The 20,413-nt window shown below is 40.5% G+C and carries 23 protein-coding genes and 1 tRNA gene; 9 read left to right on the top strand and 15 right to left on the bottom strand.

Going from position 1 to position 20,413, the window contains the following annotated elements; all coding sequences use genetic code 11:
• Positions 1-6: 6 nt before the first annotated feature.
• The gene (locus LU635_RS07475; protein ID WP_240097753.1) at positions 7-756 is read right to left on the bottom strand and encodes a hypothetical protein; all 750 of its coding nucleotides are present in this window, start codon (positions 754-756) and stop codon (positions 7-9) included.
• A 189-nt stretch (positions 757-945) separates the two neighbouring features.
• On the opposite strand from LU635_RS07475, the gene LU635_RS07470 reads away from it, so the two are divergent.
• From LU635_RS07470 to LU635_RS07450, 5 genes are all read left to right on the top strand, one after another.
• The gene (locus LU635_RS07470) at positions 946-1,593 is read left to right on the top strand and encodes a thymidine kinase (protein WP_240097751.1); all 648 of its coding nucleotides are present in this window, start codon (positions 946-948) and stop codon (positions 1,591-1,593) included.
• The gene (alr, locus tag LU635_RS07465; RefSeq protein ID WP_240097749.1) at positions 1,586-2,707 is read left to right on the top strand and encodes an alanine racemase; all 1,122 of its coding nucleotides are present in this window, start codon (positions 1,586-1,588) and stop codon (positions 2,705-2,707) included. The genes LU635_RS07470 and alr overlap by 8 nt, the downstream gene beginning before the upstream one ends.
• 54 nt (positions 2,708-2,761) lie before the next feature.
• The gene (gene mscL, locus LU635_RS07460) at positions 2,762-3,190 is read left to right on the top strand and encodes a large conductance mechanosensitive channel protein MscL (protein WP_240097747.1); all 429 of its coding nucleotides are present in this window, start codon (positions 2,762-2,764) and stop codon (positions 3,188-3,190) included.
• 190 nt (positions 3,191-3,380) lie between these two features.
• Positions 3,381-4,370, top strand: a complete 990-nt coding sequence (locus LU635_RS07455) for an aspartate-semialdehyde dehydrogenase (RefSeq protein WP_240097745.1) — start codon at positions 3,381-3,383, stop codon at positions 4,368-4,370.
• Between the two features lie 96 nt (positions 4,371-4,466).
• Positions 4,467-6,626 carry a prolyl oligopeptidase family serine peptidase gene (locus LU635_RS07450; protein WP_240097743.1) on the top strand — a complete coding sequence of 720 codons (2,160 nt, stop codon included), beginning with the start codon at positions 4,467-4,469 and terminating at the stop codon, positions 6,624-6,626.
• A 35-nt stretch (positions 6,627-6,661) separates the two neighbouring features.
• Here LU635_RS07450 and LU635_RS07445 read toward each other — a convergent pair whose 3' ends face one another.
• Positions 6,662-7,279, bottom strand: a complete 618-nt coding sequence (locus tag LU635_RS07445; RefSeq protein WP_240097741.1) for an HAD family hydrolase — start codon at positions 7,277-7,279, stop codon at positions 6,662-6,664.
• Between the two features lie 109 nt (positions 7,280-7,388).
• Here LU635_RS07445 and LU635_RS07440 point away from each other — a divergent pair, with 109 nt between their 5' ends.
• Positions 7,389-8,357, top strand: a complete 969-nt coding sequence (locus LU635_RS07440; protein WP_240097738.1) for an ABC transporter ATP-binding protein — start codon at positions 7,389-7,391, stop codon at positions 8,355-8,357.
• Here the strand turns inward: LU635_RS07440 and LU635_RS07435 are convergent.
• The 9 genes from LU635_RS07435 to pdxA form a co-directional block, all read right to left on the bottom strand.
• Positions 8,350-8,826 (bottom strand): transcription elongation factor, encoded by a 477-nt coding sequence (locus tag LU635_RS07435; RefSeq protein ID WP_240097736.1) that lies wholly within the window; start codon positions 8,824-8,826, stop codon positions 8,350-8,352. The genes LU635_RS07440 and LU635_RS07435 overlap by 8 nt on opposite strands.
• A complete protein-coding gene (mtgA, locus tag LU635_RS07430) occupies positions 8,804-9,475 on the bottom strand; it encodes a monofunctional biosynthetic peptidoglycan transglycosylase (protein ID WP_240097734.1) in 672 nt (223 codons plus the stop codon). Before mtgA ends, LU635_RS07435 begins: the two co-directional genes overlap by 23 nt.
• On the bottom strand, positions 9,472-10,593 hold the full coding sequence (locus LU635_RS07425) for an NAD(P)/FAD-dependent oxidoreductase (protein WP_240097732.1): 1,122 nt from the start codon (positions 10,591-10,593) through the stop codon (positions 9,472-9,474). The genes mtgA and LU635_RS07425 overlap by 4 nt, the downstream gene beginning before the upstream one ends.
• 90 nt (positions 10,594-10,683) lie before the next feature.
• Complete coding sequence (gene accC / locus LU635_RS07420) at positions 10,684-12,039, bottom strand: acetyl-CoA carboxylase biotin carboxylase subunit (protein WP_240097730.1); 1,356 nt, start codon at positions 12,037-12,039, stop codon at positions 10,684-10,686.
• A 63-nt stretch (positions 12,040-12,102) separates the two neighbouring features.
• Positions 12,103-12,612, bottom strand: coding sequence for an acetyl-CoA carboxylase biotin carboxyl carrier protein (gene accB, locus LU635_RS07415; protein WP_240097728.1), 510 nt, complete (start codon positions 12,610-12,612; stop codon positions 12,103-12,105).
• 18 nt (positions 12,613-12,630) lie between these two features.
• Positions 12,631-13,629, bottom strand: coding sequence for a beta-ketoacyl-ACP synthase III (locus LU635_RS07410; protein ID WP_240097726.1), 999 nt, complete (start codon positions 13,627-13,629; stop codon positions 12,631-12,633).
• 180 nt (positions 13,630-13,809) lie between these two features.
• A complete protein-coding gene (gene rpmF / locus LU635_RS07405) occupies positions 13,810-14,007 on the bottom strand; it encodes a 50S ribosomal protein L32 (protein ID WP_131398098.1) in 198 nt (65 codons plus the stop codon).
• A 13-nt stretch (positions 14,008-14,020) separates the two neighbouring features.
• Entirely contained in the window at positions 14,021-14,554 is a 534-nt protein-coding gene (locus tag LU635_RS07400) for a YceD family protein (RefSeq protein WP_240097724.1), read from the bottom strand.
• Positions 14,555-14,649: 95 nt separating this feature from the next.
• Positions 14,650-15,696 (bottom strand): 4-hydroxythreonine-4-phosphate dehydrogenase PdxA, encoded by a 1,047-nt coding sequence (gene pdxA, locus LU635_RS07395; RefSeq protein WP_240097722.1) that lies wholly within the window; start codon positions 15,694-15,696, stop codon positions 14,650-14,652.
• 61 nt (positions 15,697-15,757) lie between these two features.
• Between pdxA and LU635_RS07390 the strand changes: the two genes are divergently transcribed.
• Entirely contained in the window at positions 15,758-16,345 is a 588-nt protein-coding gene (locus LU635_RS07390; RefSeq protein WP_240097720.1) for a riboflavin synthase, read from the top strand.
• On the opposite strand, the gene LU635_RS07385 is transcribed toward LU635_RS07390, so the two are convergent.
• From LU635_RS07385 to mce, 3 genes are all read right to left on the bottom strand, one after another.
• Positions 16,342-16,605 (bottom strand): hypothetical protein, encoded by a 264-nt coding sequence (locus LU635_RS07385; RefSeq protein WP_240097718.1) that lies wholly within the window; start codon positions 16,603-16,605, stop codon positions 16,342-16,344. The two genes, LU635_RS07390 and LU635_RS07385, sit on opposite strands and share 4 nt — an antisense overlap.
• 570 nt (positions 16,606-17,175) lie before the next feature.
• Positions 17,176-17,249: transfer RNA gene (locus tag LU635_RS07380), tRNA-Ile, on the bottom strand.
• Between the two features lie 66 nt (positions 17,250-17,315).
• The gene (mce, locus tag LU635_RS07375) at positions 17,316-17,714 is read right to left on the bottom strand and encodes a methylmalonyl-CoA epimerase (RefSeq protein ID WP_240097717.1); all 399 of its coding nucleotides are present in this window, start codon (positions 17,712-17,714) and stop codon (positions 17,316-17,318) included.
• Between the two features lie 100 nt (positions 17,715-17,814).
• On the opposite strand from mce, the gene rbfA reads away from it, so the two are divergent.
• Positions 17,815-18,210, top strand: a complete 396-nt coding sequence (rbfA, locus tag LU635_RS07370) for a 30S ribosome-binding factor RbfA (RefSeq protein WP_240097716.1) — start codon at positions 17,815-17,817, stop codon at positions 18,208-18,210.
• A 1-nt stretch (position 18,211) separates the two neighbouring features.
• Positions 18,212-19,426 (top strand): ABC transporter permease, encoded by a 1,215-nt coding sequence (locus tag LU635_RS07365; protein ID WP_240097715.1) that lies wholly within the window; start codon positions 18,212-18,214, stop codon positions 19,424-19,426.
• Here LU635_RS07365 and dusB read toward each other — a convergent pair.
• Positions 19,411-20,403: a tRNA dihydrouridine synthase DusB gene (gene dusB, locus LU635_RS07360; protein ID WP_240097783.1), complete on the bottom strand. Its 993-nt coding sequence runs from the start codon at positions 20,401-20,403 to the stop codon at positions 19,411-19,413. The two genes, LU635_RS07365 and dusB, sit on opposite strands and share 16 nt — an antisense overlap.
• Positions 20,404-20,413: the final 10 nt, after the last annotated feature.

The raw sequence follows: 20,413 nt of genomic DNA, 5'->3' as shown, positions 1-20,413 counted from the left end.
TGTATACTATTTACTGAATTTATTCTCGATATGGGCCATAAATCGCTCTTCGTAGTCTTCTTTACCTTCCCAGTTATTATAATCGGGCTTCACGATCTTATCAATGAATTTTTGAGCTTCTTCAAGACTGTTGAACGTGTTCAGTTGTGAAAGTACACGGTTATAGTCGGAAGTGTTCCCGTCAAATAGATGTTTGATGTAAGAGAGTCTTTCATTCAGCCCTATATTGATGCCTTTTTTAAGACGATCATTCAGCGATCTGGGCCTGTTGTCTTTCTGAACATGGTTCACAGGCTCAAAATCGGGAAGATTGTCATAATCCACTCCTATGTTCCTGAAATCCTTCTTCTCATTTTTTGGAGCTTCTTTCGGTTTAGCTGGTTGCTCTGGATCAGAATTAATATTACTGATTATACTATCCACCTTCTCGGTTTCAGGTGGCATTTGAGCCACGATATCCTTTATCTTCTCGGTGTTTGGTTCGGTGATGGATTCAGAATCTTCGTTGTATTCAGTACCATCAGGATAAAATTCATCATAATGCTGAACATGGGCAATTCTTTGCGGTAATTCTATTTCCTCTTCTACTGTCTCCTCATTTGTCTCGGCCAGATGTTTTTCGGTAAAAGCCAGTATGGTAAGTTTCTCATAAAGGTCCTTTGCCCTCTCTTTTAATTCTTCAATATCCCTATTGCCCTTGCTTTGAAGGATAGCTTCGGCAATTCGGATCAAGTCGGCTTCAATTTTCTTTTTCATCTGTTAAAATTTTAATCCCTATTCGTCAAAATACAACTGCGGATAGAACATATGTATTATATGCAAATTTTCTGCCACGTTCATTTTACAACTTTAACGATTAGCCCCAGTCCAGGGTTGTATTTTTAATAAATTTGTTCCACCTTTATGCGAAAGCGGTATTTGCCGTTTCGATTTGAAAAATACAAAATGTTTCTCGAAAATACAGTAAATCACGAAGAGCAATTTGGCTGGATAGAAGTAATTTGTGGCTCGATGTTTTCTGGTAAAACCGAAGAACTCATCCGTAGACTCAGGCGCGCAAAATTTGCAAAACAGAACGTAGAGATCTTCAAACCCGCCATAGATACGCGATATGATGAAGAAATGGTAGTCTCTCATGATTCTAATGAGATTCGTTCCACTCCGGTTCCTTCCGCATCCACAATCCGCATTCTTGCCGATGGTTGTGACGTGGTAGGAATAGATGAGGCTCAGTTCTTTGATGATGAGATAGTAACGGTTTGTAATGATCTTGCCAATCAGGGAATTCGCGTTATCGTTGCCGGGCTTGACATGGATTTTAAGGGAAATCCCTTTGGCCCTATGCCTCATTTGATGGCAACGGCCGAATATGTAACCAAAGTTCATGCAGTTTGTACCAGAACAGGAAATCTGGCACAGTTCAGTTACCGGAAAGCCATCAACGACGACCTTGTATTTCTTGGGGAAAATGAGGAATATGAACCCCTTAGCCGCGCGGCCTACTACAAGGCCATGTTGAAAGAACGCGTAAAGAAGATCGATGTTAAAGAACCTGAAGAATTGAATTCCAAACACAACGAAGAAAATGCCTGAAGCCAAAGAAACTGTCCTTGAGATCGATCTTGGAGCCCTGGCACATAACTACCGATATTTAAGATCAAAAATAGACAGTGATGTAAAATTCCTTTCAGTCGTCAAGGCTCATGCCTACGGAAGTGATTCGGTGGTGATCGCCAAGAAACTGGAAGAACTGGGTACCGACTATTTAGCGGTCGCTTATGTAGAAGAAGGCATAAGGCTTCGTGAAAACGGGATCACCAAACCCATTCTGGTATTACACCCTCAATTCACTCATTTTGAAAGTATAATTGAACACTGTCTGGAACCTAATCTTTACAGTGAAAAGATTCTGCGGGAATTCATATCTACCGCAGAAAGACTAAAGCAGAAGAATTATCCCGTTCATATAAAACTGAATACGGGCCTTAACCGGCTTGGGTTCGATCAGCCAGAAATTCCTCTGGTAGCTGATCTTATCACTAATACAAGTACATTAAAAGTCGCTTCGATCTTTTCCCACCTGGCTGCAAGTGAAGACTGGAAAGAAAGGGATTTTACGGTCGGGCAGATAGACCTGTTCAGAAAAATGAGCTGGCAACTGGTTGAAAAACTTGGTTACGAACCCCTGCTACATATTTGCAACACTTCGGGCCTGATTAATTATCCAAAGGCTGCTTTCAGCATGGTGAGAAGCGGAATCGGGCTTTATGGCTATGGAAATGATAAAAATGTGGATTCTGAGCTCAGGCCCATTGGAACGCTTAAAACCATCATTTCCCAGATAAGAAAACTTGATAAAGGAGCCACCGTGGGTTATAACCGTGCATTCAAGGTTGAAAAGCCCAGCAGGATTGCCACCCTCCCGGTTGGACATGCTGATGGTATCAACAGGATCTACGGAAAACAAAAGGCCGGAGTCATGGTTCATGGCAAATTCGCTCCTATTGTGGGAAACGTATGTATGGATATCATCATGATAGATGTAACCGGAATTGATTGTGAGGAGGGTGATGAAGTGATTATTTTTGGCGGACCCCAGCACCCGGTAAAATTTGCTGAAGCCGGGGGTACCATTTCCTATGAACTTATCACAGGTATACAACGCAGAGTAACAAGAAAGATAATTCCGGAAGGCTCAGAAAAATAAAGATTTAATTTTTTTATCTAAATTAGACTCAACTAACTACATCAATTCAATCTTATGAGCTTTTTTTCAGATTTTAAAACATTCCTTTTTCAGAAAGATATTGTGATGCTGGCCACGGCGGTAGTCATTGGTGCAGCCTTCAATAAAATTGTAAATTCTGTTGTAAACGATGTGATCATGCCCCTAATAGGGGTCTTCACCGGTGGCATAGATTTTACCCAGAAATTCATTTCCCTGGATGGTAACCATTATGAAACCCTGGATGCGGCTAAGGAGGCTGAAGCCGCGGTGATAACTTATGGAAACCTAATTCAGGCCATCATTTACTTTATAATCATTGGCTTTTTTATATTTTTGGTTTTAAGATCTTATGAGAAGACCAAGAAGAAAGAAAATGTAGAAGATGCTCCGGCTCCAAAAGGACCTACCCAGGAAGAGATCCTGTTGGAAATAAGAGACGAACTGAAAAAACAAAATTCATAAAGAAGTACGCTTACCGCTACACTACTTGTTCTAACTATAAACCCCGATGAGAATCGGGGTCTTTTTTTTAACAAAATTGACAAATGCGTATAAATCTTTATAAACCAGGTATTTTTTTTGATCTGTATACCTCAGGTTTAAAAGCAACTAATACCTTTGCAATCAAAATTTTAAAAAGTACTTTGTAATTATGAAAGTAGCTGTTGTTGGAGCCACCGGTATGGTGGGAAATGTAATGCTAAAAGTCCTTGAGGAGAGAAATTTTCCTTTAACGGAGCTTATTCCTGTGGCCTCAGAAAGATCTGTTGGCAAGAAAGTTAAATTCGGAGATAAGGAATATGAAGTCGTTGGTCTGGAGACCGCAGTTTCCATGAAACCAGAGATCGCTTTGTTCTCGGCCGGAGGAGACACTTCTCTGGAATGGGCGCCTAAATTTGCTGAAGCAGGTACCACTGTAATCGATAATTCTTCGGCATGGAGGATGAATCCTGCGAATAAGCTAGTTATTCCTGAAATCAACGCGAATCTCCTTACAAAGGAGGATAAGGTAATAGCAAATCCGAACTGTTCAACTATTCAGCTATTAATGGCATTAAAACCACTACATGATACCTATGGTATTAAAAGGGTGGTTGTTTCTACCTACCAGTCAATTACCGGCACCGGGGTAAAAGCTGTGAGACAGCTGGAAAACGAATATGCCGGTGAGGAAGGAGAAATGGCATATCCTTATCCAATCCACAGGAATGCACTTCCTCATTGCGATGTATTCCAGGATAATGGCTACACCAAAGAGGAGATGAAACTCACCAACGAGACCAAGAAGATCCTTGGTGACGATTCAGTCAATGTTACTGCCACAGCGGTAAGAATTCCCGTAGTTGGAGGTCATTCTGAATCTGTGAACATTGAATTTGAAAAGGATTTCGACGAGGCAGAAGTGAGAAAGCTACTTAACGATTTTCCCGGGCTCACAGTAAAAGATAATCCAGCTGTTAACACCTATCCGATGCCTATTTATGCTGAAGGGAACGATGATGTGTTTGTGGGAAGGATACGAAGGGATTATTCCCAGCCAAATACCTTAAACATGTGGATCGTAGCCGACAACTTAAGAAAAGGAGCTGCGACCAATGCGGTACAAATAGCAGAATATTTAATGGAAAATAATCTCGTGTAGAGATTCAAATATTTAAATATCTTTAAAGGCCTGAAAGCGACATGTTTTTCAGGCCTTTTTACATGATTATATTTGAAAATCTCAACCCGAATTTTTATGAAAAAAATAATAACCCTGATTCTTATCGCAAGTGCTTTGTTCGCCTGCAATGATGAATCAAAAAAATCTGAATCAATTGCTTTGAATTATCCTGAGACTAAAAAAGTAGATACCGTTACCGATTATTTTGGAACGAAGGTAAAAGATCCATACCGATGGCTCGAAGACGATAGAAGTGAGGAAACCGAAAACTGGGTAGAAGCTCAAAATGAGGTGACTTTTGCTTATCTGGAAAAGATACCTTACCGGGACCAGCTGAAAGAAAGACTTACCCAGCTATGGGATTATGAGAAATTAGGGGCCCCTTTCACCGAAGGTGATCATATCTACTTTTTCAAAAATGATGGTTTACAGGATCAAAGTGTTCTATATCGAAAAAAGGGGGAGGACGCCGAACCTAAGGTCTTTCTTGACCCAAATAAATTCAGTGAAGATGGTACTACTTCCCTTTCGGGAATGAGTTTTTCTGAAGACGGAAAAAAAGTAGCCTACGCTATTTCCGAAGGCGGAAGTGACTGGAGAAAAGTGATCGTGATGAATGCCGAAAACAGGAGATTGCTTGGAGACACCATCAGAGATGTGAAATTCAGCGGACTTTCATGGAAAGGCAATGAAGGTTTTTATTATTCAAGTTATGACAAGCCTGAAGGCAGTGAACTTTCAGCAAAGACAGATCAGCATAAATTATATTATCACAAGCTCGGAACCGATCAGAGTGAAGATAAAGTGATCTTCGGAGATTCTGAAGACCAAAAAAGACGTTATGTGGGCGGTAGTGTGACTGAAGATAATCATTTCCTGATTATTTCTGCGAGGAATTCCACTTCCGGAGGAGAACTTTATCTAATGGACCTCACCAGGAAGAATCCCAAACTGGTAACGATACTGGATAATTTTGAAACCGATAGTTATGTAATAGATAATGAAGGCAGCAAGCTATATATTGTTACCAATCTCGATGCTCCCAACCGGAGAATAGTTACGGTGGATGCTTCAAACCCAACTCCTGAGAACTGGAAAGATTTTATTCCGGAAACTGAAAATGTATTGAGTCCCTCTAAAGGTGGAGGCTATTTCTTTGCCGAATATATGGTAGATGCGATTTCGCAGGTAAAGCAATACGATTATGATGGTAACCTGGTACGCGAGGTAGAACTTCCGGGAATTGGATCTGCAGGAGGATTCAGCGCTAAAAAAGAGGAAGATGTTCTCTACTATTCCTTCACCAATTACGTGACACCTGGAACCATCTATAAGTATAAAATTGAAGAAGGTACTTCTGAAGTGTACAATAAGCCTAATATTGACTTTGACCCGGACGATTATGAAAGCGAGCAGGTCTATTATAATTCAAAGGACGGGACAAAGATCCCTATGATCATTACCTATAAAAAGGGAACCGAAATGAATGGCAAAAACCCGACTATCCTTTATGGTTACGGTGGGTTTAATATCAGTCTTACCCCAGGTTTCAGTACTGCCATGAGCGTCTGGCTGGAGCAGGGAGGTGTGTATGCAGTTCCAAATCTGCGAGGTGGCGGTGAATATGGAAAGGAATGGCACGATGCGGGAATTAAAATGAAGAAACAAAATGTATTTGATGATTTCATTGCTGCCGCTGAATATCTTATTGATAACAATTATACTTCGAGTGAATACCTCGCCGTACGTGGCGGGTCAAACGGAGGATTACTTGTAGGAGCTACCATGACCCAACGACCAGATCTCATGAAAGTAGCTCTCCCTGCTGTTGGAGTTATGGATATGCTTCGTTACCATACCTTCACTGCCGGAGCGGGCTGGGCATACGATTATGGCACGGCCGAGGACAACAAGGAAATGTTTGAATACCTGTATGGATATTCTCCCGTACATAATGTAAAGGAAGGTGTTGAATATCCAGCCACTCTGGTAACCACAGGTGATCATGATGATCGAGTGGTGCCAGCGCATTCCTTTAAATTTGCAGCAGAGTTACAGGACAAACAGGCAGGTGATGAACCGGTGCTGATAAGAATCGAGACTAAAGCGGGGCATGGAGCAGGAAAACCTACCAGTATGATCATTGAGGAATATGCCGATATTTTCGGTTTTACCCTTTATAATATGGGCTTTAAGAGCCTTCCGAATCAAATAAACCAAAAAGTAAAAGGTTAATTATTCAACATCCAAAAATTAAAACCGGTCGGAATTTAGATTTCGGCCGGTTCTTTTTTTTGTACAAGATGCAGATCTCCATTCTCATCAAGATAATATCCTTTTTGGGCATGATAAAGTATTTCTTCTTTATCATCTGAATATGCCTCCAGCAATTCATATTCTCCTTTTACATCTTCCTTAAGCCTCCTTATCTTTTCTTCATTATTGCAGGCAACCCCTTCAATTCTATAATTATCATTTTCATATTTGGTTAGGGTTCCCAAAACTTTTACCGGAAGAAGTTCCTCCATATATTTAGTGTAAACCTCAAATCCACCGGTAATTATGTATACTTCTATTCCATTTCGGGAATGTGTTTCAATATCCCTTATCATATCTTCCCTGAAATATTCAGGAAATTCTATATTCCAGAACTGTTTCGCAAATTTTTCAACCTTATGTGGAGGAATGCCTTTTAAATAGTTATAAAAATTCTCTTTGAAATATGTTTTGTTTATCAATTTCAATGAGTATAGTATATACATCCACGCAAGTTGAAGGGAATGAATAAGTTTATAGTCCTTTTTATAACAGATAAATTTGAAGAATTCGTCTTTGGAGGATTTCTTATATAAAGTCTGATTAAGATCGTAAACTATAATTTTTTTCATCTTTAGGCCGGAACAAGTATAAGTTGATTAGATTTATCTAAAAAAGATAGCAAAAACTCCAGATGTTAATCTTTAGATTATCATTTTATAAACAAGATTTTAACCTTATATGCTAAAGCTCCAGAATGTATCCTTCGCTTATGATAAAGAACCTGTTCTTAAAAATATCAGTTTTGAAATAGGAAAAGGGCAGAATGTTTCGATTATTGGTGAAAGCGGCTGCGGAAAAAGCACTCTTTTAAAGCTCATTTACGGGCTTTTGCATACCGAAGGAAAGCTTACCTGGAATGATGAAGAACTACTTGGTCCCAACTACAACCTGGTTCCCGGTGAGCCCTTTATTAAATATCTGGCTCAGGACTTTGATCTTATGCTGCCTTTAAGCGCTGCAGAGAACGTTGGGAAACATCTAAGCAATTTCTACCCTGTAAAGAAGAAAAGACGCATCAGAGAGCTGCTGGAAGTGGTTGAAATGGAAGAGGAGGCAGACAAGAAAGCTAAATTCCTGAGTGGTGGTCAGCAGCAGCGAATAGCACTGGCCAGGGCGCTGGCCGATGAACCTGAAATATTATTGCTCGATGAGCCTTTTAGTCATATAGATCATTTCAGGAAAAACAATCTGCGAAGACGATTATTTTCATATCTGAAAGAACATAACATTACCTGCCTCGTCGCGACTCATGATAGTACTGATGCACTTTCTTTTGCTGACAGAACCTTTGTGATCAAGAACGGTGGTATATATGCAGATGGCACACCTCAGGAACTTTATCAGACACCACCCAATAAGTATGTGGCATCTCTTTTCGGAGATGTGAATCAAATTATGCTTAAAAATCTTAGGAAAGGTGTTTCCAGTAGAAAACGGGTGGTCCTGTATCCTCATGAAATTGAGATAGTCAAAAAATCAGAAATCGAAGCTGTGGTAAAAAAGAGCTATTTTAAAGGAGAAAGTTTTTTGATTGAAGCCAGTCTTAACAGTGATCATATTCTAATAGACCACCAAAGAGAGCTCGAGCCCGAGACAAAAATTAAATTAAAAGTCTCTGAAGGGCTTATCGAAAAACGGCTCAGTTAACAGCAGTGATCCTGATCATCCTGCCATTGATTTCAAAATTCTCTCCAGCTTCTTTACCGAGTAATTTTTGCGAAACAGGAGCCTGGATTCCCACCGCATAGAATTTTTTATTCCCTGTCAAAATTTCTCCGGCAGGAATCGAAATAAAATAACTGGCAATATCAGTATTTACCATACTCCCAAGGACGATTCTTCCATTATATTTATGATCTTCTACCCTGTTCAGCACCTTTCCCAGCTTCTCATATTCATTAAGCTGATTACTGAGTTTGTTCCACTCGATATTGATCATTTCACGACCGGTCTCATATTTGTCCCCGGCACTGCTTTTTGATTCGTTTTCCAGATCTTCTTTCAGGCCGTCCATGGCTTTTAGGACCACATCTGTTTTCTGCTGAAGAAAATTCCGGCAGGCTTTTATTAGGTCTGAACGATCTGTTTTCATATTATTCGAGGCTGAATCGGCCATAATTCTGCATCTGGTTTACGATCCAGTTCTTTCTTCTCTGAATAAAACTGGAAGCAGGATTTGCCCTGTATTCCCTGGGGTTCGGAAGTACGGCTGCTATAGCCGCAGATTCGTAGGCTGAAAGATCGATGGCATTCTTGCCAAACCAGTGCATGGAAGCGGCCTGGGCACCATATACCCCTTTACCCATTTCAATGCTATTCAAATAAACCTCCAGGATCCTTTCCTTACTCCAGAGCATCTCTATGAGAAAAGTAAAATACGCCTCAAGGCCTTTTCTAAACCAGGTTCTGCTGGGAAATAGAAACACATTCTTTGCCGTTTGCTGGGAAATAGTGGAAGCTCCGCGGATCTTCCTTCCGGCACGATTATCCTCCATCGCCTTCTGAATTGCTTCAAAATCAAAACCTTTGTGTTTTATGAAATTCTGGTCCTCACTCGTGATAACAGCCAGCTGCAGGTGTCTTGAAATATCTTCTATCGGTACCCAGTCATGTTCAATCTCTTCCTCGGGATTTTCAAAATAGCGTATCGCCATAAGAGGAGTAAAGGGTACAGGTACCCATTTGTATACTACAACGATTAGAATACTGAAAATGAACAGTCCCAGAAGAACCTTGAAAATGAACCTGAAAATTCTTTTTATCATGATTTTAAAGCTAGATCTGCGATTTCTCTTCCCACCAGGCTTCCAATGGCCACTCCCATTCCGCCCAGTCTCACCCCGCAGTATACATTTTTGGAAATCTCTTTGATTATTGGTTTTTTTTGAGCACCTACTCCCATTATTCCGCTCCAGGATTGTTCAATCTCGAATTCGGTATCTGGCAGGATGCTGGTCTTTAAAAGGTTTTTTAATTTGTTCTGAATGATATTGGTTAGGCCGGTTTGATCGGTCTCCTCAGTTTTGAAGTCTAAGTTCCTTCCTCCTCCAAATAACACTCTGTTACCAACATTCCTGAAATAATAATAGCCTTTATCCAAATGAAAAGTTCCTTCAAAAGGAAGCTTATTCAATGGTCTGGTGATAAGCACCTGTGCCCGTGCCGGTTTCACCTCTTCAATTCCAAGCCGCGCAGCAAATCCGTTGGTAGCAATAATGAGTTTTTTAGAATTCAGTTGGAATTTGGAAGTATGTATCTTCACAAGTTCTTCCTCCTGCTCCAATTCCATTACCTCAACATTGTTCAGAATACGAATTCCAGCGCACTGCACCTTTTTAAGCAAAGCACTCATCATCTTCCCTGTATCAATCTGGCCTTCAAACTTATTATAGATAAGTTTTGACTGGATCTTCCTGAAACCAAACTTATTTTCTGCCAGACTAAAAACCTCATCGTGAAAAACTGGTTTTAGCAGTTCGTTCACTTCTGGCAATTTCCGGATACATTCTGAATAAAGCTCTTCATCCTGTGGAACAAAAAGCTCATAGCCACCATATGTACGGTAATCAATTTCCTGATCGCCTAAATTTTTCCGAAGCAATTCCAGTCCCTGTATTCGTTTTTCGACCAGTTTTGCCACTTCCTCTTCTGTATGGGTCTTAAGATCTTCCAGGATCTCTGAAATACTGCCAAAACAGGCAAATCCAGCATTCTTGGTACTGGCGCCTTCGGGTAACATGCCCCTTTCGAGGATCAGGATCTTTGCTCCCGGCTGCTGCTCTTTAAGACGTAAGGCACAATTAAGTCCGGTGATCCCGCTTCCTACTATACAAAAGTCTATATCCGAAAACCAGGAATCGGTTTCCCAAAAGGAAAAATTCATAGGTTGGTATTTTCTATGGCTGAAAATACAAAAAAACCCCACAGGTTTCAGAAACCAGTGGGGTCTATATAAGTTATTGGACTTCCAATTTTAATGTGCTTCTTCCATGGGCTTCATTTTGAAGTCTTCCATGAACTTTGTTGTGTAATTTCCTTCCATATAATCAGGATGATCCATCAGCTGACGATGGAAAGGGATCGTGGTCTTAATTCCTTCAATCACAAATTCATCCAACGCACGTTTCATCTTATTGATCGCCTCTTCCCTGGTTTGGGCAGTAGTAATCAGTTTGGCTATCATGGAATCATAATTCGGCGGAATTACATAACCGCTATAAACATGGGTATCTATTCTCACTCCATGACCACCCGGGGCATGGAGGTTGGTAATCTTCCCTGGTGAAGGCCTGAATCCGTGGTACGGATCCTCTGCATTGATTCTGCATTCTATGGAGTGAAGCTGTGGCTCATAATTCTTTCCTGAAATTGGCACCCCGGCTGCTACAAGGATCTGCTCGCGGATAAGATCATAATCTATTACCTGTTCGGTGATAGGATGTTCTACCTGGATTCTTGTATTCATCTCCATGAAGTAGAAGTTCCTGTGCTTGTCCACAAGGAATTCGACTGTTCCGGCTCCTTCGTATTTGATATATTCGGCGGCTTTTACAGCGGCCTCTCCCATCTTCTTACGAAGCGTATCCGTCATAAATGGAGAAGGTGTCTCTTCGGTCAGCTTTTGATGACGTCTCTGGATGGAACAATCCCTTTCAGAAAGGTGACAGGCTTTACCGCTGCTGTCTCCTACGACCTGTATCTCTATATGGCGGGGCTCTTCAATAAGCTTCTCCATATACATTCCATCGTTTCCAAAAGATGCCTCGGCTTCTTTTCTGGCCGATTCCCAGGCTGATTCAAGATTTTCCTCTTTCCAGACAGCTCGCATTCCTTTACCACCACCTCCGGCAGTAGCTTTAAGCATTACAGGAAATCCGATCTCTTTGGCAAGAGAAAGACATTCCTTATAATCCCTTATGATCCCTTCAGAACCAGGAACACATGGAACTCCTGCAGCCCTCATTGTAGCTTTGGCCGTTGCCTTGTCTCCCATTTTTGAGATCATTTCGGGTGAAGCCCCGATAAATTTAATATCGTGTTCTTCACAGATCTTTGAAAATTTGGCATTCTCTGAAAGAAATCCGTATCCCGGGTGAATCGCATCGGCATTGGTTATTTCAGCCGCGGCGATAATGTTCGATATTTTAAGATAAGAAAGGTTACTCGGTGGGGGGCCTATACAAACGGCCTCATCAGCAAATCTTACGTGAAGACTCTCGGCATCTGCAGTTGAATATACCGCAACCGTCTTTATACCCATTTCCTTACAGGTACGGATAACACGTAGTGCGATCTCCCCTCTGTTTGCAATCAATATTTTTTTAAACATACCTAGTGTTTTTAAAGTTCTGAAGCCCAAAAAGGGCTTTCAGTGGTTTAAACGGGCAGTTAATTATGATGGATCAACTAAAAATAAAGGCTGATCGAATTCTACAGGAGAAGAATCTTCTACCAGTACTTTCACGATCTTTCCGGAAACTTCACTTTCAATCTCATTGAAGAGCTTCATGGCCTCAATAACACAAAGTACATCTCCCTCCTTAACTGTGTCTCCTGTCTCAACAAATGCAGGTTTATCGGGAGAAGGCTTTCTGTAAAAAGTTCCAATGATCGGAGATTTTACAGTGATATATTTTGAGTCATCTGAAGAAGTGTCCTTACTCTGTTTTGGAGCGCTTTCATTTTGCTGTGGCTGTGGATCCGGAGCCTGTTGCTGCGGTTGAGCAGGCATCTGTTGCTGTGGCATTTGCTGGCCTACAGGAACCTGTTGTACTATGGTAGTTTCTTTTTCGTCTGAACCTGTTCTAATTGTGATTTTCACGTCGCCTGTTTCCAGTTTTACCTCACTGGCTCCAGACTTGGCTACAAATTTTATCAGATTCTGAATTTCCTTTAAATCCATAATATTAGTGTTGGTTTTTTATGAGTTATAAGCCCATTTAAGATAAGCAGCTCCCCAAGTGAAGCCACCTCCAAAAGAGGCAAATATTAAGTTATCTCCTTTTTTAAAATTTTTCTCGTAATCGCTTAACAATAATGGTAAGGTGGCTGAAGTAGTATTACCATATCTCTGGATGTTCATAAGAACTTTGCTTTCATCGTTAAGATTCATCCTGTTTGCCGTAGCATCAATAATGCGCTTATTCGCCTGGTGAGCTACCAGCCAGTCCACATCTTCATTGGTAAGATTGTTGCGCTTCATGATCTGTTCGCTAACGCCAGCCATATTTGAAACGGCAAATTTAAAGACTGTTTTTCCATCCTGTCTTACAAAATGGAGTTTTTTAGCCACAGTCTCTTCGGTTGGAGGTGTAAGGGATCCTCCGGCTTCAATATTTAGAGACGCCCTGCCAACCGCATCGCTTCTCAATATCTCATCCTGAAGACCCAGACCTTCGGTATTAGGTTCCATAAGAACTGCCCCGGCTCCATCGCCAAAAATGATACAGGTAGTACGATCTGAATAATCTATAATAGAAGACATCTTATCGGCACCTATAACCATGACCTTTTTATATCTTCCCGATTCTATGTAAGCTGCGGCAGTGGACATACCATATAAAAAACTGGAGCATGCCGCCTGCAGATCATAGGAAAATGCATTTGTTGCTCCAATCTCGGTGGCCACATAAACACCAGTAGACGCTACAGGCATATCGGGTGTGGCAGTTGCCATTATTATCAAGTCTATTTCCTTGGGATCCAGGCCGGTTTTTCTAAGGATTTCCTCTGCTGCCCGGATTGCTAGGTAGGAGGTTCCTTTGGTTGGGTCTTTTAGAATTCGTCTCTCTTTAATTCCTGTTCTGGAAGTAATCCATTCATCCGTTGTCTCCACCATTTCTTCCAACATTTCGTTGGTTAAAATATCTTCAGGCACATAAGCCCCTACAGCTGTAATTGCTGCTGTGATTTTACTCATAAATTTGGATTTAATTCACCTCTCACCGGTCCAAAATCGATCAGAACATTCATAGAAAATTACTAAAATTAATTCTAACCGGCGTGCAAATTAAGGTCTTTTTAGGACTTATTCAACTAAAAACAAAAAACTCCCACTATGTGAGAGTTCTTTAATTTTTTATGAAGCTCCTTTCCTAAATTAAGCCTCTATCTCTTCGGTATTATCAATTAATACCTGGCCACGGTAATAAAGTTTACCTTCATGCCAGTGAGCTCTGTGGTATAGGTGTGCTTCACCTGTTACAGAATCTACAGCCACTTTTGGAGCTGAAGCTTTATAATGTGTTCTTCTTTTATCTCTTCTGGTTTTAGAGATTTTTCTCTTTGGATGTGCCATGGCTTCCTGTTAATTATTCGTTTAGTAAATTTTTTAATTTGTCCCAGCGAGGATCTGTATCGTCCTCATTTTTCTTTTTCTGATTTTTCAAACTAAGCTCTTCCAGCTTATCGAGCACTTCAGATTTCAAAGTTCCGTCTTCCACTCCCGGATGAATTTTCTTCTGTGGAACTGAAAGAACAACAAGTTCATAAATATACTGCTGAACATTCACTTCAAATTCACCATGCGGCAGAATAAGTAAATCCTCATCATCATTATTGAACTCATCACCAAACTTGATCACCAAAAACAACTTTCCGTTAATTGGCTGATCGTATGGTTCGTTTGTAAGATCGCAGTTTACATTCACTGTTCCGGTTGCCTCGAAAGTCAGTTCCATCATAGTGGATTTCTTCTCGAACAACAGATCGATCTTTACATCGGCACTATTGAATTCGTCGTACTCAAAATGTTTAAAGAACCTGTTATCTAACTCATACTCAAACTGGTGTTTCCCAAGCTTTAATCCCTTAAAAGGAATTGTAAACTCTTCTAAATTCCTCATCTCTCCTCAGTTTTGAGTGCCCAACGTTTCCGTAAAGGCGGGTGCAAAGATATAAAAATTAATCAATTATGGCCTTTTTATAAACAAATTTTTGTTTATATCTTCCTGCCTTGTTTCTTTAACGGATTTTCCGTCAAAAGCTTGTATTCTTCCCTGGCTTTATAGATCTCGATAGCCTTAAAAACCGCTTCTTTAAAAGAGTTAATATTGGCTTCATTCTTTCCAGCAATTTCAAAGGCGGTTCCATGATCGGGTGATGTACGCACCTTGCTCAAACCGGCCGTGAAATTTACACCCCGGCCAAAAGAAAGTGTCTTGAACGGAATGAGTCCCTGATCATGATAGGAAGCTACAACTGCATCAAAATTCTTATAATTTTTTGAACCAAAGAAACTGTCGGCAGAATAAGGCCCAAAAACCAGGTCTCCTCTATCCCTGATTTTCTGTATAGTTGGTTTCAAAATTTCTTCATCTTCCTTCCCAATCACACCATGGTCACCACTGTGAGGATTAATCCCGAGAACGGCAATTTTCGGTAATTCTACCCTGAAATCCTGCTTTAAAGTCTGCTGAATGATATTGATCTTCTTTTCGATAAGCTCCGGAGTGATCACAGAAGCTATATCCTTCAGAGCCACATGATCTGTTAGTAAACCTATTTTCAGATTATCGGTGATCATGAACATAAGGCTTTCACCTTCCAGCTGCTGCGCAAGATAATCGGTATGTCCGGGGAAATTGAATTTCTCAGACTGGATAGTATGCTTATTGATAGGCGCTGTTACCAGGACATCAATTTCATCCTTCTTTAGTGCATCGGTAGCGGCTTCAAGTGATTTGAAAGCATATTCTCCCACAGTAGTATCTTCTTCTCCAAAGTTGATCTTCACATTCTCCTTCCATACATTCATCACGTTTATCTTTCCGTCTATAGCTTTTGAAGGATGATCTATTCCCTGAAAATGAAGGGATAGTTTATAATGTTTTTTTAAAAAGTTGATGATCTTTGAAGAGGCAAAGATTATCGGGGTGCAAAAATCCAGCATTCTGGTATCGTCAAAGGTCTTAAGCACTATCTCGCTACCAATCCCATTAAGATCCCCGATGCTAATCCCCAACTTGATCATTTCGGCATGTTTCATAAAGTTTCCCGATATAATGTTTTAATTTTACCCACAAATGTAACCATTATTATAGAAAACAATGTTCACAGGAATAGTTGAAGAAATAGGAAAAGTTATCAAGCTCGAAAAGTCAGGAAGTAACCTGAATATTATCGTGAAAGCAAAGATGACACCCGAACTGAAAATTGATCAGAGTATTTCTCATAATGGGGTGTGTATGACGGTTGTTTCTTTGAATGATGAAGAATATAGGGTTACTGCTGTTAAAGAAACTTTAGAAAAAACAAATTTAGGAAAACTTAAACCCGGGGATCTTATAAACCTGGAAAGGGGCATGAAACTAGGTGATCGCCTGGATGGCCATATTGTACAGGGACATGTAGACCAGACCGCAACCTGTATCGCCATAAAGGAAGCAGACGGTAGCTGGGAATTCACCTTTGACTACGATCCGGAAATTGGGAATATGACGATTGAAAAGGGCTCAATTACGGTAAACGGTGTGAGCCTGACTGTCGTGAATTCCCAAAAGAATAAATTCAGTGTAGCTATTATCCCATATACTTATAAACATACCACATTCCATGATCTGGAAACGAGGGATATGGTAAACCTGGAATTCGATGTAATTGGAAAATATGTAAAGAGAATAACTGAGTTATCCTAACTCAGTTCAAAATCCCTAAGCTTATAGCACCCATACATAACGCCTACAGCCATCAATAGATACACATAATCGTCTATAGGGAGGCACAAACCAACTGGAGGTGGAACTCCAGGGCGGTTATCATTTCCGCTCTGATCCCCAGGATCACAGGGAGGCCCTCCAATATGCCTTTTGTCCTGCGGGGGCGGCGGTTCTTTCTGGGCATAAGAAGACATGGAAATACCAATGGTAAGTAGAAAAACCAGGAATATGCATCTCATCTGCCCCATTTGATGTACGGTTAATATTTCCGGCAAAAGCCTTTAAATATAGATTATTTTTCGGATATCTGCTTACGAAGGTAAGAATTTTCCGTTATTACGATCATCTATATACCTTATAAAGGTCTCACCTGCAAACTTAAACTTTCAAAAGTATCTACATTAATTTTAGTTTCAAAGTTTTTCAGGTACTCAGGAACTAAAGTCCTTTAACACTATAAAACTCACTTATACCACTTAAAATCAGATCTTTTACTATGTTTCAAATTTATACAATAAGTAGTTCGCTTTCAACAAATAAGGATTAATTTTTAACAATATTGTAAATAATCTCTTCAGAGGACACTTAATTAACAACTGTTTAATTTTTATACCTTATTAAAGTCTTTTCTTACAAATTAGGAAAAAGATGAATAATAACCTGGTTTATAAATCCTCGTATATGTTTTTGAAAATCAACAGTATGCAATAATTTAAAATTGAAAATATTCCCTGATGGCAATTCTCTATATTGTGTTCACAGGGATATAAAAAAAGCCCCACATCTCTGCAGGGCTTTATTATTCCTTGTGGTCCCACCTGGGCTCGAACCAGGGACCACCTGATTATGAGTCAGGTGCTCTAACCAACTGAGCTATGGGACCTGATACTTATTCGTATCGCGAGCGCAAATTTAGATAATTGCTGCTTATACACCAAACAAAATATTTCTATTTTTCCTGACAGAGCTCCACCAATACTCCATTGGCATCCTTTGGATGCATAAACGCCACGATCTTATTATCGGCTCCTGTTTTGGGCTGATCATTCAGTAATCTGAAACCTTCTCCCTTAAGTCGTTCAATTTCAGACTGGATGTCGTCTACATAGAAGGCCATATGATGTATTCCTTCCCCGCGTTTTTCTATGAATTTTGCAACGGGACTTTCAGGACTTGTAGCTGCCAGTAACTCTATCTTGCTTTCTCCTACTTTAAAAAATGAGGTAGCAACTCCCTCACTTTCCACGGTTTCGGTCTTGTAATGTTCAGCACCAAGAACAGCCTTATAGGTTTTATTGGCTGCTTCCAGGTCTTTTACCGCAATTCCTATATGTTCAATCCTTTTCATTTCCTTCAATTTAAGAAAACAAATATCCATAATTATTGTTATATGATTCAAATTCATTTATATGCCGAAGAATCACAGTTAAAAATTTTACTTTTGTAGCATGGAAGAAACAAACAGACAAAAAAAGATAGGCGGATTATTGCAGAAGGACCTGGCGGACATTCTACAAAGCTCACTTAGAGATAGCGGCAGGACAGGAATCTTGATCTCTGTTTCAAAAGTTAGGGTTACTACAGATCTTTCTATCGCAAAGGCTTATGTAAGCATTTTCCCTTCTGAACATCGGGAAGAAGTGATCAAGGAGATCAACGAGAATAAATCTAAGATAAAACATGAGGTGGCACAGCGCACCAAACATCAGTTGCGAAAAATGCCTGATCTTAGCTTTTATATAGATGATTCTCTGGAATATATAGATGGCATTGAAAAATCCATTAAAGGGAAGGAAAATCCCATTAACAACCCAGATCTTTTAGACAAGCGGAAAAAATCATAATTTGAAGTTCCCTCTCTATATCGCCAAACGGTATTTGTTTACCAAGAGTAAAAGCAATGCGATAAACATTATTACGGTTATCGCGGCGATTGGAGTTTTTGCCGGGGCTTTCTCATTATTCATAGTACTAAGCGGTTTCTCGGGACTCCGCGACTTCAGTCTTTCCTTTTCAAATGAATTTGATCCGGACCTAAAGGTATTTCCGCAGCAGGGAAAGATCCTGAATATTTCAGAGGAACAGATAACAAAGCTCCAGGAAATAGAGGGGATTGAACGCTTTAGCAAGGTCATCGAAGAACGCGTTATCCTTAGCTATAAATCAAAAACAAATCCGGCCTATATCAAAGGGGTTGATGAAAATTACGGAAGGGTCAATAAAATTGACAGTTCCATAGTTTTTGGTACCTGGCTTACCAAAAGCGAACCTCAGGTGGTCATAGGCAACGGACTTTCCAGGCTACTGGACGTAGGAACCTTCAATTATCAGAACCTTCTGAAGATCATGGTCCCCATACCCGGAAAAGGGCAGATCACCATGACCAATCTCAATGACGCTTTTAACTCCCGCCAGGTGATAGTTAGTGGGATATACAGTGTGAATGAGGAACTGGATGACAAATATGTTTTCAGCAATATTAGTCTTGCAAGGGATCTCTTGAGCATGGAAGAAAATGAATTTTCAGCAATAGAATTCAAACTGACACCGGAAGCCTCCACAGAAGAAATATCTGAAAAGATAGCAGGTGTTTTTGAAGGAAATGCTCTTATCAAGACCAGGGCAGAACTCAACGATGCCTTAAATAAAATGTTGAATTCTGAAAACCTCTTTGTTTATCTAATTTTCACCCTTGTGTTAACCATCGCGCTTTTCAACGTTGTTGGTTCTATTATTGTAATGATCCTGGATAAAAGGGAGAATATAAAAACACTGTACAGCCTTGGAGCCACCCCTAACCAGATAAAAAACATCTTTTTTATGCAGGGAATGCTTATGACCAGCCTTGGCGGAATTATAGGTCTTATTTTTGCCATCATCCTGATCTTCCTCCAGATGAATTTTGACCTGGTGATGATCACCCCTAACCTGCCTTACCCTGTCCAAATGAAAGTCCAGAACATCCTGATCGTTCTGGCAACCATATTCACCCTGGGGCTAATTGCCTCTTATATTGCGGCAGGAAGAAGTAAGAAGGCGCTTAATCAGACAAATTCGTAGTCAGAAAATTCTCTTTCCACCTCATCGAAAGCCTCAAAAACATCTTTTGAATCATCGCTGGTCACCATTTTCATCCGGTACTCCTTGAAATGCGGGATACCTTTAAAGTAATTGGTATAATGACGCCTGGTTTCAAAAACCCCTAATTTTTCCCCTTTCCAGTCGATTGCCATTTGAAGATGTCTTCTGGCAGCATCTAATCTTTCTTTCATTGTTGGAGGAGCCAGATGTTCACCGGTTTCAAAATAATGCTTTACTTCTCTGAAAAACCATGGATATCCAATGCTGGCACGGCCTATCATAGCTCCGTCAAGTCCATACTTATCACGCATCTCCACGGCCCTTTCGGGAGAATCCACATCTCCGTTTCCAAAAACAGGAATGTGCATTCGCTGATTGTTCTTCACCTCAGCTATCGGTGCCCAGTTAGCCTCTCCCTTATACATCTGGACCCGGGTACGCCCGTGGATAGAGATCGCCTGGCAGCCTACATCCTGAAGCCTTTCAGCAACCTCAACAATTTTGATCGAATCGTTGTCCCAACCAAGACGGGTCTTGACCGTAACGGGAAGTTTGGTATGTTTTACCATCGCTTCAGTCAGTGAAACCATAAGGTCTATATCTTTTAGAATACCTGCTCCGGCTCCTTTTGAAACCACCTTCTTTACAGGACATCCAAAATTGATATCAATAATATCAGGGCCGGACTTTTCAACAATCTCGACAGACTGAAGCATCGAGTCCAGGTTAGCTCCAAAGATCTGGATACCCACCGGGCGCTCCTTTTCATATATATCGAGTTTCATGGTGCTTTTCGCCGCATCGCGAATAAGCCCTTCCGAAGAAATAAACTCTGTATACACCACATCGGCACCCTGTTCTTTACACAATGCACGAAATGGTGGATCACTCACGTCTTCCATCGGTGCTAATAGCAACGGGAAGTCTCCTACATCTATATTTCCAATTTTTGCCACAACCTTGTTT

Source organism: Christiangramia crocea (assembly GCF_022410465.1).
In the GTDB taxonomy this organism is placed as follows: Bacteria; Bacteroidota; Bacteroidia; order Flavobacteriales; family Flavobacteriaceae; genus Christiangramia; species Christiangramia crocea.
The sequence above is the reverse complement of the archived record's forward strand: the minus strand, read 5'-3'. Positions and strand labels throughout refer to the sequence as shown.

Bases quoted from the DNA above. Each gene is read 5' to 3' on its own strand.
- LU635_RS07410 (WP_240097726.1), bottom strand. From the start codon at position 13,629: ATGAGTAAAATCACAGCAGCAATTACAGCTGTAGGGGCTTATGTGCCT.
- LU635_RS07435 (WP_240097736.1), bottom strand. From the start codon at position 8,826: ATGGCCGATTCAGCCTCGAATAATATGAAAACAGATCGTTCAGACCTA.
- pdxA (WP_240097722.1), bottom strand. From the start codon at position 15,696: ATGAAACATGCCGAAATGATCAAGTTGGGGATTAGCATCGGGGATCTT.
- mce (WP_240097717.1), bottom strand. From the start codon at position 17,714: ATGAAAAGGATTGAACATATAGGAATTGCGGTAAAAGACCTGGAAGCA.
- LU635_RS07400 (WP_240097724.1), bottom strand. From the start codon at position 14,554: ATGAGGAATTTAGAAGAGTTTACAATTCCTTTTAAGGGATTAAAGCTT.
- LU635_RS07390 (WP_240097720.1), top strand. From the start codon at position 15,758: ATGTTCACAGGAATAGTTGAAGAAATAGGAAAAGTTATCAAGCTCGAA.
- rbfA (WP_240097716.1), top strand. From the start codon at position 17,815: ATGGAAGAAACAAACAGACAAAAAAAGATAGGCGGATTATTGCAGAAG.
- LU635_RS07450 (WP_240097743.1), top strand. From the start codon at position 4,467: ATGAAAAAAATAATAACCCTGATTCTTATCGCAAGTGCTTTGTTCGCC.
- alr (WP_240097749.1), top strand. From the start codon at position 1,586: ATGCCTGAAGCCAAAGAAACTGTCCTTGAGATCGATCTTGGAGCCCTG.
- LU635_RS07455 (WP_240097745.1), top strand. From the start codon at position 3,381: ATGAAAGTAGCTGTTGTTGGAGCCACCGGTATGGTGGGAAATGTAATG.
- mscL (WP_240097747.1), top strand. From the start codon at position 2,762: ATGAGCTTTTTTTCAGATTTTAAAACATTCCTTTTTCAGAAAGATATT.
- LU635_RS07445 (WP_240097741.1), bottom strand. From the start codon at position 7,279: ATGAAAAAAATTATAGTTTACGATCTTAATCAGACTTTATATAAGAAA.
- mtgA (WP_240097734.1), bottom strand. From the start codon at position 9,475: ATGATAAAAAGAATTTTCAGGTTCATTTTCAAGGTTCTTCTGGGACTG.
- rpmF (WP_131398098.1), bottom strand. From the start codon at position 14,007: ATGGCACATCCAAAGAGAAAAATCTCTAAAACCAGAAGAGATAAAAGA.
- accB (WP_240097728.1), bottom strand. From the start codon at position 12,612: ATGGATTTAAAGGAAATTCAGAATCTGATAAAATTTGTAGCCAAGTCT.
- LU635_RS07385 (WP_240097718.1), bottom strand. From the start codon at position 16,605: ATGAGATGCATATTCCTGGTTTTTCTACTTACCATTGGTATTTCCATG.
- LU635_RS07475 (WP_240097753.1), bottom strand. From the start codon at position 756: ATGAAAAAGAAAATTGAAGCCGACTTGATCCGAATTGCCGAAGCTATC.
- LU635_RS07470 (WP_240097751.1), top strand. From the start codon at position 946: ATGTTTCTCGAAAATACAGTAAATCACGAAGAGCAATTTGGCTGGATA.
- accC (WP_240097730.1), bottom strand. From the start codon at position 12,039: ATGTTTAAAAAAATATTGATTGCAAACAGAGGGGAGATCGCACTACGT.
- LU635_RS07440 (WP_240097738.1), top strand. From the start codon at position 7,389: ATGCTAAAGCTCCAGAATGTATCCTTCGCTTATGATAAAGAACCTGTT.
- LU635_RS07425 (WP_240097732.1), bottom strand. From the start codon at position 10,593: ATGAATTTTTCCTTTTGGGAAACCGATTCCTGGTTTTCGGATATAGAC.